This window comes from Polaromonas sp. (assembly GCF_043778355.1).
GTDB lineage: Bacteria > Pseudomonadota > Gammaproteobacteria > Burkholderiales > Burkholderiaceae_C > Polaromonas.
Window position 1 is genome coordinate 169756 of record NZ_JAYWHI010000031.1, and the last position, 15623, is coordinate 185378.

At 60.8% G+C, this 15623-nt stretch carries 14 protein-coding genes and 1 tRNA gene; 3 read left to right on the plus strand and 12 right to left on the minus strand.

Translation table 11 applies throughout. The features are described from left to right. The first annotated feature begins 33 nt into the window (after positions 1-33). Complete coding sequence (locus ACH2CW_RS05675; protein ID WP_395055950.1) at positions 34-1776, plus strand: proline--tRNA ligase; 1743 nt, start codon at positions 34-36, stop codon at positions 1774-1776. Further along, complete coding sequence (locus tag ACH2CW_RS05680; protein ID WP_395055952.1) at positions 1773-2414, plus strand: lytic transglycosylase domain-containing protein; 642 nt, start codon at positions 1773-1775, stop codon at positions 2412-2414. The genes ACH2CW_RS05675 and ACH2CW_RS05680 overlap by 4 nt, the downstream gene beginning before the upstream one ends. Here the strand turns inward: ACH2CW_RS05680 and eutC are convergent. The 7 genes from eutC to ACH2CW_RS05715 all read right to left on the minus strand — a co-directional run bounded on the left by eutC (position 2407) and on the right by ACH2CW_RS05715 (position 11523). Beyond that, the gene (gene eutC, locus ACH2CW_RS05685; RefSeq protein WP_395055954.1) at positions 2407-3237 is read right to left on the minus strand and encodes an ethanolamine ammonia-lyase subunit EutC; all 831 of its coding nucleotides are present in this window, start codon (positions 3235-3237) and stop codon (positions 2407-2409) included. The genes ACH2CW_RS05680 and eutC overlap by 8 nt on opposite strands. A 13-nt stretch (positions 3238-3250) precedes the next feature. Then, entirely contained in the window at positions 3251-4657 is a 1407-nt protein-coding gene (locus ACH2CW_RS05690) for an ethanolamine ammonia-lyase subunit EutB (protein ID WP_395055956.1), read from the minus strand. Positions 4658-4836: 179 nt separating this feature from the next. Further along, positions 4837-5307, minus strand: a complete 471-nt coding sequence (locus tag ACH2CW_RS05695) for an NUDIX domain-containing protein (protein WP_395055958.1) — start codon at positions 5305-5307, stop codon at positions 4837-4839. After that, positions 5304-6266, minus strand: a complete 963-nt coding sequence (locus tag ACH2CW_RS05700) for an ATP-binding protein (protein ID WP_395055959.1) — start codon at positions 6264-6266, stop codon at positions 5304-5306. The genes ACH2CW_RS05695 and ACH2CW_RS05700 overlap by 4 nt, the downstream gene beginning before the upstream one ends. A gap of 16 nt (positions 6267-6282) precedes the next feature. Continuing rightward, positions 6283-7524, minus strand: coding sequence for a bifunctional glutamate N-acetyltransferase/amino-acid acetyltransferase ArgJ (argJ, locus tag ACH2CW_RS05705; protein WP_395055961.1), 1242 nt, complete (start codon positions 7522-7524; stop codon positions 6283-6285). A 118-nt stretch (positions 7525-7642) separates the two neighbouring features. Further along, the gene (secA, locus tag ACH2CW_RS05710; protein WP_395055963.1) at positions 7643-10408 is read right to left on the minus strand and encodes a preprotein translocase subunit SecA; all 2766 of its coding nucleotides are present in this window, start codon (positions 10406-10408) and stop codon (positions 7643-7645) included. A gap of 134 nt (positions 10409-10542) precedes the next feature. Next, the gene (locus tag ACH2CW_RS05715) at positions 10543-11523 is read right to left on the minus strand and encodes a M23 family metallopeptidase (RefSeq protein WP_395055965.1); all 981 of its coding nucleotides are present in this window, start codon (positions 11521-11523) and stop codon (positions 10543-10545) included. Positions 11524-11556: 33 nt separating this feature from the next. Between ACH2CW_RS05715 and ACH2CW_RS05720 the strand changes: the two genes are divergently transcribed. Beyond that, positions 11557-11874 (plus strand): hypothetical protein, encoded by a 318-nt coding sequence (locus tag ACH2CW_RS05720; RefSeq protein ID WP_395055967.1) that lies wholly within the window; start codon positions 11557-11559, stop codon positions 11872-11874. Between the two features lie 107 nt (positions 11875-11981). Here the strand turns inward: ACH2CW_RS05720 and ACH2CW_RS05725 are convergent. From ACH2CW_RS05725 to ACH2CW_RS05745, 5 genes are all read right to left on the minus strand, one after another. Next, a tRNA-Thr gene (locus ACH2CW_RS05725) sits at positions 11982-12057 on the minus strand. Between the two features lie 25 nt (positions 12058-12082). Beyond that, positions 12083-12637, minus strand: coding sequence for a ClpXP protease specificity-enhancing factor (locus tag ACH2CW_RS05730; protein ID WP_395055969.1), 555 nt, complete (start codon positions 12635-12637; stop codon positions 12083-12085). 45 nt (positions 12638-12682) lie between these two features. Beyond that, on the minus strand, positions 12683-13294 hold the full coding sequence (locus ACH2CW_RS05735) for a glutathione S-transferase N-terminal domain-containing protein (protein WP_077594012.1): 612 nt from the start codon (positions 13292-13294) through the stop codon (positions 12683-12685). 87 nt (positions 13295-13381) lie between these two features. Further along, on the minus strand, positions 13382-14152 hold the full coding sequence (locus tag ACH2CW_RS05740; RefSeq protein ID WP_395055971.1) for a cytochrome c1: 771 nt from the start codon (positions 14150-14152) through the stop codon (positions 13382-13384). A gap of 19 nt (positions 14153-14171) precedes the next feature. Beyond that, on the minus strand, positions 14172-15572 hold the full coding sequence (locus ACH2CW_RS05745) for a cytochrome bc complex cytochrome b subunit (RefSeq protein ID WP_395055973.1): 1401 nt from the start codon (positions 15570-15572) through the stop codon (positions 14172-14174). Positions 15573-15623: the final 51 nt, after the last annotated feature.

Below are 15623 nucleotides of genomic sequence, written 5' to 3' on the forward strand. Positions count from 1 at the left end.
CCAAAAACTTCACGAAGCCCAAAAAAACAAGCCATGAAAGCATCCCAGTTCTTCATTTCCACGCTCAAGGAAGCGCCTGCGGACGCGGAGGTGGTCAGCCATCAGCTCATGATGCGTGCCGGGATGATCAAAAAACTGGGCGCCGGGATTTACAACTACATGCCCATGGGCCTGCGCGTGATCCGCAAGGTCGAAGCCATCGTGCGCGAGGAAATGAACCGCGCCGGCGCCGTCGAAATGACCATGCCGGTGATTCAGCCGGCTGAACTCTGGCAGGAAACCGGCCGCTTTGAAAAAATGGGTCCGGAACTGTTACGCATCAAGGACCGCCACGGCCGGGATTTTGTGGTTCAGCCGACCAGCGAGGAAGTCATCACCGACGTGATGCGGCAGGACATCAAGAGCTACAAACAGCTGCCGAAAAACCTGTACCAGATCCAGACCAAATTCCGCGATGAACGCCGTCCGCGCTTCGGCCTGATGCGCGGGCGCGAGTTCATCATGAAGGACGCCTACAGCTTTGACCGCGACCAGACTGCCGCCAAAGCCAGCTACCAGGTGATGGCCGCCGCCTACCGCCGCATCTTCGACCGCTTCGGCCTCAGTTACCGCGCCGTGGCGGCCGACAGCGGCGCCATCGGCGGGGACCTCAGCGAAGAGTTTCAGGTGATAGCGGCCACTGGAGAAGACGCCATCGTTTATTGCCCGGACAGCGATTACGCGGCCAACATGGAGAAGGCGGAAGCCTTGGCGCCCCAGGGCGAACGCAAGGCGGCCACCCAGGCTCTGACCAAAACCGCTACGCCGGGCAAGGCGACCTGCGGCGATGTGGCCGAACTCCTCGGTATCCTGCTGCAAACCACGGTCAAGTCGCTGGTGTTGGCCACCGACGAACTTGACGAGGCCGGCAAGGTCAAGAAAACCCAGGTCTGGCTTCTGCTGCTGCGCGGTGACCACGACATGAATGAAGTCAAGGTCGGCAAGGTCCCCGGCCTGGCCGGTTTCCGTTTTGCCACCCTGCCCGAGATTGAAGACCACTTCGGCTGCAAGCCCGGTTACCTCGGCCCGCTGAATTTGAAAAAGCCGGTCACGCTGGTGGCCGACCGTGAAGTCGCCGCCATGAGCGACTGGGTTTGCGGCGCCAACGAAGCTGACTTTCATATGACCGGCGTCAACTGGGGCCGCGACCTGCCTGAAGCTGAACTTGTTGCGGACCTGCGCAACGTGGTCGCCGGCGATGCCTCACCCGACGGCAAGGGCGTGCTGGCCATCGAGCGCGGCATCGAGGTCGGCCATGTGTTTTACCTCGGCACCAAGTACAGCCAGGCCATGAACGCGACTTTTCTTGGCGAAAACGGCAAGCCGCAGTTTCTCGAAATGGGTTGTTACGGTATCGGCATCACGCGCCTGCCGGCCGCTGCCATCGAGCAAAACCATGACGAGCGCGGGATCATCTGGCCCGACGCGATTGCGCCTTTCACTGTGGTGCTGTGCCCGATCAGTCCGGACCGTTTCCCCGATGTGAAAGCCGCAGCCGAGAAGCTGCATGACGAACTGGTCGCTGCCGGCGTGGATGTGATTCTCGATGATCGCGGCGAACGTCCCGGTGCGATGTTTGCCGACTGGGAGCTGATCGGTGTGCCGCACCGTGTCACCATCGGCGACCGTGGTCTCAAGGAAGGACAAGTCGAGTACCAGCATCGGCGTGACACGGCCGCCAGCAGCGTGGCCAGCAGCGACATCTTCACCTTCCTGCAAGGCAAATTGGCCGCATGAGGGCAGCGACGCCCGACCCTGCCAGCCTTGCGAGGAGAACATGCCTCCAGGCCACGTCGGTCGGCGCTTTATTGCTATTTATTTCAGAGCAAGCCAGCGCTGGCGCGCAGATCGAGGAACCGCTGATCGACTCGGTACGCACGGCGCTGAGTTCGGCCATTGCCAGCCAGGCGCCGCCGGTGCCCGAGTTTCGTGATACCGAAAGCCGGCTGGCCTATCTGCGCTGGCTGGGCGCCATGAGTGACCGGCTGCACAAGAAAAAGCCGGAGTGGCAGATCCGAAAGGAATTCCTGCAGACCGTCTGGTACGAAAGCAAACGCGCCGGGCTCGACGTGGCGCTGGTGCTGGGCCTGATCCAGGTCGAAAGCAATTTCCGAAAATTCGCCGTCAGCCGCGTCGGCGCGCGCGGCTACATGCAGGTCATGCCCTTCTGGACGCGCGTGATTGGCGACGGCGATGCCGGCAAGCTGTTCCACATGCAGACCAACCTGCGTTTCGGTTGCGTGATTCTGCGCCACTACCTAGACCGGGAAAAAGGTGACCTGTTCATGGGCCTGGGCCGCTACAACGGCTCGCGCGGCAAGGCGCCCTACCCCGACGCGGTACTGGGCGCAAAAAAACAATGGGACTTCAGCTAGAGCTGTCGATCAGGAAGTTGCCGCGTGGTGCGTTCATCAAGCCCAAATCGGTGTTGCTGTCGTCCTTGAGTTGCACACCCGACACCTGCCGCCGGTGCATCTGCGACACCAGGTAAACCACTTTGGCTGCCGCATCCTCATGCGACAGACCAGCGGGATGCACATTGGAGATGCAGTTGCGGCGCTCATCTGTCAGCCCTATCCTCGGCATCCATGTCAGGTAGATGCCCAGGCTGTCGGGCGAACTCAGCCCCGGACGCTCGCCAATCAACAGCACCACGAGCCGGGCGCCCAGCAGTCCGCCCACCTCGTCGCCCACCGCCACCCGCCCCTGTTTGACAATCGTCAGCGGCGCCAGCACCCAGTTCTCTTCCGCGATACGCCGCATCACGGCGGCCAGCAGGGGCACGGCATGTTGCGCAATCGCCAATGCTGACAAACCATCCGCGATCACAAAAGCAATATCACAGCCCCTTCCCGCTGGTGGCTGCGGCAAAGCCCGCAGGCGCTCACGCGAGGCACCGTCCAGACGCCGTCCCTTGTCGGGATGCTGCAGATACTGCAGGCGGTCGCCCGCCGCACTGTCCAGCACCAGGCAAATATCGGAAGGGGCGATCTGCGCGGTTTCGAGATCCTTCAGCAATTGCGGCACATCCAGCGTCCGGTGCACCGCGTCCCTGGCCCGCGCATGGGCCAGTTGAAACCCCAATTGCGGCTGGGTCGGCAGGCTGACACCCGTACGCCCCAGTGCGATTCGCGCGGTTGTGAACTGGCGCAGCACTTGCCAGGGATTGGCAATCACGGGCTTGGGCGGAGGCTTCATGTATTGATCCGGTTCAGCCCAAGCGCCGCAACGCGTCTCGAAATGCCTGTGGAACCTGCTGCGCCAGCTGCAGCGGTCCAGCGCCCTCGCCTGCAACGGTGATCTGCATTTTTTCCAGCCAGGTTTCAAACTCTGGCGCGGGGCGCAAGCCCAGCACCCGGCGTGTGTACAAGGCATCGTGAAAGGAGGTACTCTGGTAGTTGAGCATGATGTCGTCCGAGCCCGGCACACCCATGATAAAGGTGCAGCCGGCCACGCCGAGCAAGGTCAGCAGCACATCCATGTCGTTCTGGTCGGCTTCGGCGTGGTTGGTATAACAAACGTCGCAGCCCATGGGCAAGCCCAGCAACTTGCCACAAAAATGATCTTCGAGCCCGGCGCGAATGATTTGTTTGCCGTTGTACAGATATTCCGGACCGATGAACCCCACCACACTGTTGACCAGCAACGGTTTGAAGTGGCGGGCCACCGCATAAGCCCGCACTTCACAGGTTTGCTGGTCCAGGCCGTGATGCGCCTGGGCCGACAGGGCACTGCCCTGGCCGGTTTCAAAATACATCACGTTGTTGCCCACCGTGCCGCGCCCCAGGGACAAGGCGGCGCTTTGCGCCTCGGCCAGCAGTGTCAGATCAATGCCAAAACTGCGGTTGGCGGCCTCGGTGCCGGCAATCGACTGAAACACCAGGTCCACCGGCGCGCCGCGCTCCATCGCGGCCAGCGTGTTCGTCACATGCGTCAGCACACAGGACTGCGCCGGAATGGCATACCGCTGGATGATCTCGTCCAGCATGCCGACCAGCTTGACGACTTGCGGCACATTGTCGGTGGCCGGGTTGATACCGATCACCGCATCGCCACTGCCGTAGAGCAGGCCATCGAGCAAACTGGCTGCGATACCGGCCGCGTCATCGGTCGGGTGGTTGGGTTGCAGCCGCGTGGACAGCCGCCCCGGCAAGCCGATGGTGTTGCGAAAGCCCGTGACCACACGGCATTTTTGCGCCACCAGAATCAGGTCCTGGTTGCGCATGAGTTTGGAGACGGCCGCCGCCATTTCTGGCGTGATACCGGCCGCGACAGCCGCCAGAGCAACGCCGTCGACAGCATCACTGAGCAGCCAGTCGCGGAAGTCACCCACCGTCAGGTGGCGGATGGGCGCAAAGGCGACCGTGTCATGGCTGTCGATGACAAGACGGGTGATTTCATCGTCTTCGTAGGGAATCACGGTGTCATGGAGAAACCGGGCCAGCGGCACCTCGGCCAGCGTCATCTGCGCCACGACGCGCTCCTCGTCGGTGCTGGCGGCCACCCCAGCCAGAACGTCCCCGGACCGGAGCGGCGAGGCTTTCGCCAGCACATCTTTCAGGTCATGAAAGTGGTAAGTGGCCGTGCCGGCGGTGTGACTGAAAACAGGAACAGGCATGGCGACAAATCCTCAAAGACAGCGACAGGCAGATCGGGCAGCAAGGCTATCTTGAGGCCATTTGTACGACGCAGCAACACGGGACGCTCAAATTCAGTCGTCTCAGCCAAATTTATGGTGAAAAATCCATCCAGCCCATATCCAGCGGTCTTAAGCAGCTATCAATATCAGAGCATGCTTCAGGCCGCAGCGTGGGTCGGCCCGGAAAATTTGCGCTCCTCGGCAAACCACTGCAGCACCGGCAGCGTGCCTGGCAGCACTGGCTTGACGTCCACCGGCAAGCGCTGCCAGGCAAACAACTGGCCTTCGCGCATGTGCAAGTCCCCGGTCCAATCGAACACCTTGCAGAAATTTAGCCGCACCAGCGCGTGCGGGTAGTCCACCAGTTCCACCTTCCAGGGCTCGGCCGCACCTAGGGTGATGCCGATTTCTTCATGCAGTTCGCGGCGCAGCGCCTGCTCCACTGTCTCGCCGGCCTCCAGCTTGCCGCCGGGAAACTCCCAATAACCTTCGTAGACCTTACCGGGCGGTCGTGAGGTCAGCAGGAAATCGCCATCCGGACGCAGCAGCACCCCCACCGCGACATCCACCACCTTGCGATTTGCGCCGCCCTCGCGCGGGCGCTGGCTGTCGGCCACCAGCACAGTCATGTGGCGTGGTCAGCCGCCTGGTCGCCGGGGTCGGACGCCACAGCCGGACGTTCATACGCGGCGATGGGTGCTGCGCTGACAGGCCGGCTCTCGCTGTCACGACCCGCGTAGTCACGCGCGAACTGGAAGGCCACGCGTCCGCTGCGCGAGCCGCGCTCCAGCGCCCAGACCAGCGATGCCGGTTTGGCGGCACTGATGGCGTCAGGCGTCACGCCGAAAGACGACAGCCACTGCGCGACGATGGTCAGGTACTCTTCCTGGCTGAACGGGTAGAAACTGACCCACAGGCCGAAGCGTTCGGACAGCGAAATCTTTTCTTCCACCACCTCGCCCGGATGGACCTCGCCATCCTCGCTGCGGGAGTAGGTCAGGTTTTCGGTCATGTACTCGGGCAGCAGGTGGCGCCGGTTGCTGGTCGCGTAGATCAACACGTTGGGCGTGGCCGCCGCAATGGAGCCGTCAAGAATGGACTTGAGCGCCTTGTAGCCGGGCTCGCCCTCCTCAAAACTGAGGTCATCACAAAACACAATGAATTTTTCGCTCAAGCCGGACACCACATCAACAATGTCGGGCAAGTCCACCAGGTCGGCCTTGTCCACCTCGATCAGGCGCAGGCCACGCGCTGAATACGCATTGAGGCAGGCCTTGATCAGCGAGGACTTGCCGGTGCCGCGCGCACCGGTCAGCAGCACGTTGTTGGCGGGTTTTCCGCTGACGAACTGCTCGGTGTTGCGCCGGATCTTTTCTTTCTGGTCCTCGATTTCCTTGAGGTCAGTCAGGCTCATGCTGCCGATGTGGCGCACCGGCTCCAGCGCACCATGGCCGGAACTGCGCTTGCGGTAGCGGTAGGCCACCGAGGCGCTCCAGTCTGGCGCCGACAGCGGCTGCGGCAGCACGGATTCAATGCGCGCCAGCAGGGATTCCGCGCGAACCATCAGGCGTTCAAATTGCTCGTTCATGGGTCGATGGCGCAGCTTAACTGCGATAGTCAGCGTTGATCTTGACGTAGTCGTACGACAAGTCGCAGGTCCAGACGGTGTCGGCCGCGTCGCCGCGACCGAGCAACACACGCACGGTGATTTCGCTTTGTTTCATCACGCGCTGGCCGTCAGCCTCGACATAAGCCGTATGCCGGCCGCCGTTTTTGGCGACCAGCACCTCATCCAGATAGAGATCGATTTTTGCCTGATCCAGATCAGCGATGCCGGCATAACCCACCGCGGCGAGGATGCGACCCAGGTTGGGGTCGCTGGCAAAAAATGCCGTCTTCACCAGCGGCGAATGCGCAATCGCATACGCCACCAGGCGGCATTCCGCTGCAGTTTTACCGCCTTCGACCTGGACCGTGATGAACTTGGTGGCGCCTTCACCGTCGCGCACAATGGCTTGCGCGAGCCGGCGCGCGATGTCCAGCATCGCCGCCTTCAGCGTCTGTCCGTCAGCGCTGTCCAGCGAGGTGATGGCCGCATGTTTCGCGCGGTTGGTGGCCATCACCACGAAAGAGTCGTTGGTCGAGGTGTCACCGTCGACCGTCGCGCGGTTGAACGAACCTTCCGCCAGCTCGGTGGCCAGCTGCGTCATCAGATCCTGCGCCACACAGGCGTCGGTCGCGAGAAAGCCCAGCATGGTCGCCATGTTGGGCCGGATCATGCCGGCGCCCTTGGCTATGCCGGTGATGGTGATGCTTGCTCCGCCCAGGGTGATGCGGCGGGAGAAGGCCTTGGCCACGGTATCCGTGGTCATGATGGCTTCGGCCGCCTTGCCCCAGTGGCTCTCATGCGCATCGGCCACGGCGGCAGGCAGGCCGGCGGCAATACGGTCATGCGGCAAAGGCTCCATGATCACGCCGGTCGAAAACGGCAGGATCTGCTCAGGTGCAATGTTCAGTTCGCGCGCCAGGGCGATGCAGCTCGCCTGCGCGCGGTGCAGGCCGTCCACGCCCGTACCGGCATTGGCGTTACCCGTGTTGATCAGCATGGCACGTATGCCCAGGCTCTTGCCGCCATTTTTGGCCAGGTGCTCACGGCAGATTTGCACCGGTGCCGCGCAAAAGCGGTTCTGCGTGAAGACTGCGCTGACCGAGGTACCTTCATCGAGCAACAGCACCGACAGGTCCTTGCGCCCGGCCTTGCGTATGCCCGCTTCAGTGATGCCCCAGCGCACGCCGGCCACGGGATAGAGGTCGGCAGGGAGTGTGGCGAGCAGATTGACAGGCATGTTCTCTTGACTCTGAAGAAACGGTGGGGTGGAAAGGTTTTTCCGAAGGGCCGCCCCTAGGAAAAATGCGCCCCCCTGGGGGGCAGAGAGTTACACGCAGTGAACGAACGTGGGGGCATCAGTTCAGCTTGCCGTGGCAGAGCTTGTATTTTTTTCCGGAGCCGCAGGGGCAGGGATCGTTGCGGCCCACACGCGGCACCGCACCAGCCGGCAGGGCCTGCTTGTAACGCAGCGATTCCTCGTCGACCGTGGTCTCGACTTCGCCGGTTTCTGTCGGCGCCGTGTAGGTGACATTGGCGATGCGTTCTGCGCGGTCTTCCATTTCCTCGGCGGCCTGGCCAAGCTGCTCGCCCGACTGCACCTGAACCGTCATGAGAATTTTGGTGACTTCATTCTTGACGCTGTCGAGCAACTGGCCGAACAGCTCGAAGGCTTCGCGTTTGTACTCCTGCTTGGGCTGCTTCTGGGCATAACCCCGCAGGTGGATGCCCTGGCGCAGGTGGTCGAGCGCGCTCAGATGGTCGCGCCAGTGCTTGTCGATGCTTTGCAGCAGCACAATGCGCTCGAACTGGGTAAAACTTTCTTCACCAATTTTCTCGACCTTGCCGGCAAATGCCGCATCGGCTGCAGCAATCACCTTTTCCAGCAGGTCTTCGTCGGTGATTGCACTGGCATCCTGCACTTCTTGCTGCAGTGACAGCTCGATCTGCCATTCATCGCGAAGCACTTTTTCGAGGCCTGGAATATCCCATTGCTCCTCAACACTTTCCACCGGAATGTATTGCCGGGTCAGGTCAGTGAAGCAGCCTGCGCGCAGCGAGGCAATTTGTTCGGCCAGGCTGGCCGCGTCCATGATGTCGTTGCGCTGCTGATAAATCACCTTGCGCTGGTCATTGGCCACATCATCGTATTCGAGCAACTGCTTGCGAATGTCGAAGTTGCGGGCCTCCACCTTGCGCTGCGCCGACTCGATGCTGCGCGTCACGATACCGGCCTCAATCGCTTCGCCGTCCGGCATTTTGAGCCGCTCCATGATGGCGCGAACCCGGTCGCCGGCAAAAATACGCATCAGCGGATCGTCCAGGCTCAGGTAAAACCGCGACGACCCCGGGTCTCCCTGCCGGCCGGAACGGCCGCGCAGCTGGTTGTCGATGCGGCGCGACTCATGGCGTTCCGTCGCAATAATGCGCAGACCGCCCAGCCCCTTGACCTTTTCATGCTCCTGCGACCATTCAGCGCGCAGGCGCGCTATCTCCGCATCCTTGCCCTCTTTGGGGATGCTCTCAGAAGCCTCAACCATTTCGATGCGTTTTTCCACGTTGCCGCCCAGCACGATGTCGGTGCCGCGGCCGGCCATGTTGGTCGCGATCGTGATCATGCCGGGACGGCCGGCCTGGGCCACGATCTCGGCCTCGCGCGCATGCTGCTTGGCGTTGAGCACCTGGTGCGGCAGCTTCTCCGCCTCCAGCAGCTTGTCGATGATCTCGGAATTTTCAATCGAGGTGGTGCCCACCAGCACCGGCTGGCCACGCTCGTGGCATTCGCGGATGTCCTTGATGGCCGCTTCGTATTTTTCGCGCGTGGTTTTGTAGACCCGATCCAGCTGGTCGTCGCGGCGGCTCGGCCGGTTCGGTGGAATCACGGTGGTCTCCAGGCCGTAGATTTCCTGGAATTCGTAGGCCTCGGTATCAGCGGTGCCGGTCATGCCGGACAACTTGCCGTAGAGGCGGAAGTAGTTCTGGAAAGTGATCGACGCCATGGTCTGGTTTTCAGCCTGGATCTGCACACCTTCCTTGGCCTCCACCGCCTGATGCAGGCCTTCACTCCAGCGGCGGCCCGACATCAGGCGACCGGTGAACTCGTCAACGATGACAATTTCACCTTCCTGCACCACATAGTGCTGGTCACGGTGATACAGGTTGTTGGCGCGCAAGGCCGCATACAGATGGTGCATCAGCGAAATGTTCGCCGGGTCATACAGTGTGGCGCCTTCCGGAATCAGCCCCAGGCTGAACAGGATACGTTCGGCGTTTTCATGACCCTGCTCGGTCAGGAACACCTGCTGGGTCTTCTCGTCAAGCGTGAAGTCGCCAGGCTTGATGACACCTTCACCGGTGCGCGGGTCGGCCTCACCTTCCTGACGGGTCAACAGGGGAACGACCTTGTTCATCGCCAGATACATTTCGGTGTGGTCTTCGGCCTGGCCGCTGATGATCAGCGGCGTACGGGCCTCATCGATCAGGATCGAGTCCACCTCATCGACGATCGCAAAGTTCAGGCCGCGCTGCACGCGGTCGGCCACCTCGTAGACCATGTTGTCGCGCAGGTAGTCAAAGCCGTATTCGTTGTTGGTGCCGTAAGTGATGTCGCAGCGGTAGGCCTCCTGCTTTTCCTCGCGCGGCATATTGGGCAGGTTGATGCCGACGGTCAGGCCAAGGAAGTTGTAGAGCCGGCCCATCCAGCGCGCATCGCGGCTGGCCAGGTAATCGTTCACCGTCACGACATGTACACCCTTGCCGGTCAGCGCGTTCAGGTAAACCGGCAGGGTGGCCGTCAGCGTTTTGCCTTCGCCCGTGCCCATCTCCGAGATCTTGCCGTTGTGCAGCGCCATGCCGCCCAGCATCTGGACGTCGAAGTGGCGCATCTTCATCACCCGTTTGCTGCCTTCGCGGACCACGGCAAAGGCCTCGGGGAGAATCGCATCCAGGGTTTCTCCGGCGGCCACGCGGTCTATGAATTCGCGGGTTTTGGCGCGCAGCTCAATATCATCGAGCTTTTCCAGCGGTGCTTCCAGCGCATTGATGCGCTCTATGGATTTGCGGTAGGTTTTGAGCAGCCTGTCGTTGCGGCTACCGAAGAATTTGGTCAGGATATTGGAAGCCATACATGCGAGGCCGCGCTGGCAGCCCGATGAGCTGGCAGTGCGGCCGAAATCCCTTATTGAGTATCGACGTAGATGTGGGCGCCTGCAGTTTGTTCAACTGCGCGCCAAACGAAGATTTTACCTCTGCCGCGCTGCTACTTCGGGCGCGGCATCTGGGCGGCTTGCGCGGCCGTCGGCTGGACGATGGCCACTGTGGGCACCTGGGGCAGTTTCTGGCCCGCGGTCAGAAACTTCTGCGGGTCCTGGTACACGCCCTGCACCAGCACCTCAAAGTGCAGATGCGGCCCGGTCGAACGCCCGGTGGTGCCGACTTCGGCGATTTTCTGGCCACGCTTGATCAGGTCACCCTTTTTGACCAGCACCCGTGAGGCATGGGCATAACGCGTCACCAGGTCGTTGCCATGATCGACCTCGACCATGTTGCCGTAAGCGGAATGGTATTCCTGTGTGACCACAACGCCGCCCGCGGCGGCCAGGATGGCAGTGCCGGGCTCGGCCGGAAAGTCCAGGCCCGTATGCAGTGCCGAACGGCCGTTCAGGGGATCGATGCGCCAGCCAAAAGAGGAGCCGAGCGTGCCCGCCAGCACCGGCTGCTGGGTGGGCACCATCATCTTCTTGATCTTCTGGTCGAAAAGACGCGACTCCATCACGGTCATCAGATCGACACGCTGATCGGTCAGCTTGTCGAGGTCGGCCAGCGTGGCCTGCAGTTCCTCCATGGTGAGGGAGCGGCCCGTCACCAGTACACCGCCGCGACCGGGCTGCGACTTGATGTCATTGGGATTAACGCCCGCCAGGCCGGATACCCGCTCGCCGAGCGCCTCCAGCTGCATCATCTTGGCCTGCATTTCGCCCAGGCGTTTTGCCATGACGTCGAGGTTTTCCCGCATGAAACGATCGCGCTGTTCGAACTCGTCCTTGACCACGAGTTTGACCAGGGAGCCAACTACCGGCCAGCCTTCACGTGCGCCCTTGAGAAAAACCCAGTGATACATACCGGCAGCCACCAGCATCAATGCCAGTGCCGCGACAAAACCCACCACCACAAGTCGGGTGCCACTTAAATAAACGGCGCGGCTTTTGGCAAGCCACGCATCCGTGATAATCAAATGCACGTATCCAACTCCTTGAAACCGGGCTTACCTGCCATGGATTCCAGCCATCGCCCGCTTCGGGCCATCACCTTCAGCCAGGCTGTCGAGAACTCACCATCTCTGGCACGGCTGGCCCATCTTGTCCAGGATTCCAACGACAGGCTCAAGGCCATCGAATCCCTGATCCCGGAGACCCTGCGCTCGGCGGTTCAGGCCGGCCCGATTGACGAGGGCATCTGGTGCCTGCTGGTCAGCAGCAATGCTGCCGCCGCCAAAGTCCGCCAGTTGTTGCCGCTGATCCAGTCCCGCCTGATTGACAAAGGTTGGAAGGTTACCTCAATTCGGCTGAAGATACTAATCACCCGAAAGTAGCAGAAGACCGGGCGCCGGCCCGGCCAAACAGGCATGCCATCTGCGCGTTCCGCTGTCGAACTGAGGGGTCTGCGCGCAAGCGGCGAGGGCCGCGGAATGCAGAAAAATGGTGCCGCTTGTCGGATTCGAACTGACGACCTACCGCTTACAAGGCGGTTGCTCTACCAACTGAGCTAAAGCGGCACAAACTCTATTGTAGATGGCCCGTTTATTTCACCCGTTTGAGCGAAGGCCGTTTGCCCTGCGCTGGTTTGGGTGGCTCGGGCGGCGCCGGATCGTCTTCACGGGCCGACGCGGTATTGTTTGCAGGCACCAATTGTACGATCTTCGCCTCGGGTCCTGGACCTGCTGCGGGCTCTTCGACCGCTTTATTGGCAGGCAGCAGGCTCTGGGAAGAATGCCCTGCGGGATCCGGGGCCGACTGCGGAACAGCCGACGCGGGCGCGGTCAGTGGAAACGCCATGCCCTGACCGTTTTCCCGTGCATAAATGGCAATCACGCGAGCAATGGGAACCATGATTTCGCGGGCACTGCCGGCGAAACGCGCCTTGAATTCGATGAAGTCGTTGCCCAGCTTCAACGAACTGGTGGCGTCAAAACTGATATTGAGCACGATCTCGTTGTTCTTGACATATTCACGCGGTACCTGAACGGTATCGTCCACGGCCACTGCCACATAAGGCGTCAGCCCGTTGTCGGTACACCAGTCGTACAGCGCCCGTATCAGGTACGGGCGTGTCGATGTGGAGTCGAGGGCGTTCATCAAATCAGTCAACGCTTGCGATCATTCCGTTGTTGTCACGCGTAATTATTTACGCATCACTTTCTCGGACGGCGTCAGCGCCTCAATGTAGGCTGGGCGCGAGAAGATCCGCTCGGCGTACTTGAGCAGCGGTGCGGCATTTTTCGACAGGTCAATGTCGTAGTAGTCCAGGCGCCACAGCAGTGGCGCAATCGCCACGTCGAGCATGGAAAAATTGTCGCCCAACATGAACTTGTTCTTCAGGAACACCGGGGCCAGTTGCGTCAGGCGGTCACGGATGTGCGAGCGGGCTTTTTCCAGCGCCTTTTCATTGCCCTTGGAAGCACGCGCTTCAAGCGTATTCACATGCACGAACAGTTCTTTTTCAAAGTTCAGCAAAAACAGGCGCACGCGCGCGCGGTCCACCGGGTCACCGGGCATCAGTTGCGGGTGCGGGAAACGCTCGTCGATGTATTCATTGATGATGTTCGACTCATACAGAATCAGGTCACGCTCGACCAGGATAGGCACCTGGCCATAGGGGTTCATGACATTGATGTCCTCGGGCTTGTTGTACAAGTCCACATCGCGGATTTCGAAGTCCATGCCCTTTTCAAACAGCACAAAACGGCAGCGGTGCGAGAACGGGCAGGTCGTGCCTGAATAAAGGACCATCATGGTTGCGAACTCCTAAATGCAAAGGAGTGGATACGGTGAAGGCATCCACTCCAGAAGGTGCCGGGAAACAAGTCCCGGCGAAAAATATTACTTGATGTCTTTCCAGAACGAGGCGTTCAGGCGCCACGCAATGAAGGTGAACATCAGCAGGAACAGCAACACCCAGACGCCAACCCGGACACGGGTATTTTGCGCTGGCTCGCCCATCCATTGCATGTACCCGACCAGATCGGCCATGGCCTGGTCATACTGCAGCGGACTCATGGAGCCGGGCGTGACCTGTTGCCAGCCCTTGAAGACCTGCACCTTCTGGCCGTGATTTTCCTTCTCTTCGAAAAGCGGCTTGCGTTCGCCCGACAATTCCCAGAGCACATGCGGCATGGCCACGCTCGGGAAAGCCAGGTTGTTCCAGCCGGTCGCCTTGGTGTCGTCGCGGTAGTAGGTGCGCAGATAGGTGTAGAGGTAGTCCGCGCCTGAGCCGCCTGCACCGGCGCGCGAGCGGGCGATCACCGTCAGGTCAGGCGGGTTGCCGCCAAACCATTCCTTGGCCTGCTTCGGATCGATCGAGGCCTTCATGGTTTCGCCGACCTTGTCGGTGGCAAACAGCAGGTTGTCCTTGATCTGTTGCTCGGTCAGGCCGATGTCGGTCAGGCGGTTGTAACGCATGAAGGCGGCGGAGTGACAGTTCAGGCAGTAGTTGACAAACAGCTTGGCGCCGTTTTGCAGGGCTACCAGGTCGTTGGTCTTGTTGGGCGCCTTGTCCCAGGCGATGCCTTCACTTGCTGCAAATGCGCCATTGCCCGCAGCCAGTGCCAGCACAGCCAGTCCACCGATGGCCAGTTTTTTCAATGTTTTCATCATGGTCTGAATCTCCGGCTCAGTGGGCAGCGAAAGTCACGCGATCAGGCGGTGTCTTGAAGGTCCCCAGGCGGCTCCACCAAGGCATCAGCAAAAAGAACCCGAAGTAAAACAAGGTTCCGATCTGCGACACGCGCTCATTGATCAGCGAAGGCGGCTTGATGCCGAGGTAGCCGAGCACCACAAAATTGATCACAAAAACAGCGTACATGTATTTGTGCCAGCCGGGACGGTAGCGAATCGACTTGACCGGGCTGTGGTCCAGCCAGGGCAGGAAAAACAGGATGATGACCGCGCCTCCCATGACGACCACGCCCCAGAACTTCGGATCGAACATCAGCATGGCGACACTCAGCACCACGGCGCCGACGACGATGATCGCTTTGAACAAGCCGGCGATTTTGGCCTTGAGCACACCGAGCACGGCCCCCAGCACCACACAGGCGACCAGCACATACATCATTTGGGTGGTGATGGCGCGTAGCATGGAGTAATACGGCGTGAAGTACCAGACCGGGGCGATGTGCGAAGGTGTTTTCAGCGAATCGGCCGGGATGAAGTTGTTGTACTCCAGGAAGTAACCCCCCGCTTCAGGCGCAAAGAAAACGATCGCCGAGAACACCATCAGGAACACACTGACGGCAAAGATGTCGTGCACCGTGTAGTAGGGGTGAAACGCAATGCCGTCCAGCGGCTTGCCACTGGCATCCTTGTACTTCTTGATCTCGACGCCGTCGGGGTTGTTGGAGCCGACTTCGTGCAGCGCAATCAGGTGGGCGACCACCAGGCCCAGCAGCACCAGCGGAACGGCAATCACGTGGAAGGCGAAGAAGCGGTTCAGCGTCGCGTCACCGACCACGTAGTCACCGCGGATGAGCAGCGCCAGATCCGGACCGATGAAGGGAATCGCAGCAAACAGGTTGACGATCACCTGGGCGCCCCAGTAGCTCATCTGGCCCCAGGGCAGCAGGTAGCCCATGAAGGCTTCGGCCATCAGGCACAGGAAAATTGCGCAGCCGAAAATCCAGATCAGCTCGCGCGGCTTGCGGTAGCTGCCATACATCAGGCCGCGGAACATGTGCATGTAGACCACCACAAAAAACGCGGAGGCCCCGGTGGAGTGCATGTAACGCACCAGCCAGCCCCAGGGCACGTCGCGCATGATGTATTCGACCGAGCCGAAAGCCAGTGCGGCATCGGGCTTGTAATGCATGGTCAGGAAGATGCCGGTGACGATCTGGATCACCAGCACCAGCAGTGCCAGCGAGCCAAACACGTACCAGAAGTTGAAGTTCTTGGGCGCGTAGTACTCGGTTACATGCTCCTTGAGGAGCTTGCTCGCCGGGAAACGGTTGTCAACCCAGTTCATCAACTTGGTAGCAGCCGGCGCATCGGGGGATAGTTCTTTGAATTCAGCCATATGGGATCCTATTTGCTAGTCGGTGGAGGACCTGGGCGGGCGCATCAATCG

Bases quoted from the DNA above. Each gene is read 5' to 3' on its own strand.
- ACH2CW_RS05675 (WP_395055950.1), top strand. From the start codon at position 34: ATGAAAGCATCCCAGTTCTTCATTTCCACGCTCAAGGAAGCGCCTGCG.
- ACH2CW_RS05680 (WP_395055952.1), top strand. From the start codon at position 1,773: ATGAGGGCAGCGACGCCCGACCCTGCCAGCCTTGCGAGGAGAACATGC.
- eutC (WP_395055954.1), bottom strand. From the start codon at position 3,237: ATGAAGCCTCCGCCCAAGCCCGTGATTGCCAATCCCTGGCAAGTGCTG.
- ACH2CW_RS05690 (WP_395055956.1), bottom strand. From the start codon at position 4,657: ATGCCTGTTCCTGTTTTCAGTCACACCGCCGGCACGGCCACTTACCAC.
- ACH2CW_RS05695 (WP_395055958.1), bottom strand. From the start codon at position 5,307: ATGACTGTGCTGGTGGCCGACAGCCAGCGCCCGCGCGAGGGCGGCGCA.
- ACH2CW_RS05700 (WP_395055959.1), bottom strand. From the start codon at position 6,266: ATGAACGAGCAATTTGAACGCCTGATGGTTCGCGCGGAATCCCTGCTG.
- argJ (WP_395055961.1), bottom strand. From the start codon at position 7,524: ATGCCTGTCAATCTGCTCGCCACACTCCCTGCCGACCTCTATCCCGTG.
- secA (WP_395055963.1), bottom strand. From the start codon at position 10,408: ATGGCTTCCAATATCCTGACCAAATTCTTCGGTAGCCGCAACGACAGG.
- ACH2CW_RS05720 (WP_395055967.1), top strand. From the start codon at position 11,557: ATGGATTCCAGCCATCGCCCGCTTCGGGCCATCACCTTCAGCCAGGCT.
- ACH2CW_RS05730 (WP_395055969.1), bottom strand. From the start codon at position 12,637: ATGAACGCCCTCGACTCCACATCGACACGCCCGTACCTGATACGGGCG.
- ACH2CW_RS05735 (WP_077594012.1), bottom strand. From the start codon at position 13,294: ATGATGGTCCTTTATTCAGGCACGACCTGCCCGTTCTCGCACCGCTGC.
- ACH2CW_RS05740 (WP_395055971.1), bottom strand. From the start codon at position 14,152: ATGAAAACATTGAAAAAACTGGCCATCGGTGGACTGGCTGTGCTGGCA.
- ACH2CW_RS05745 (WP_395055973.1), bottom strand. From the start codon at position 15,572: ATGGCTGAATTCAAAGAACTATCCCCCGATGCGCCGGCTGCTACCAAG.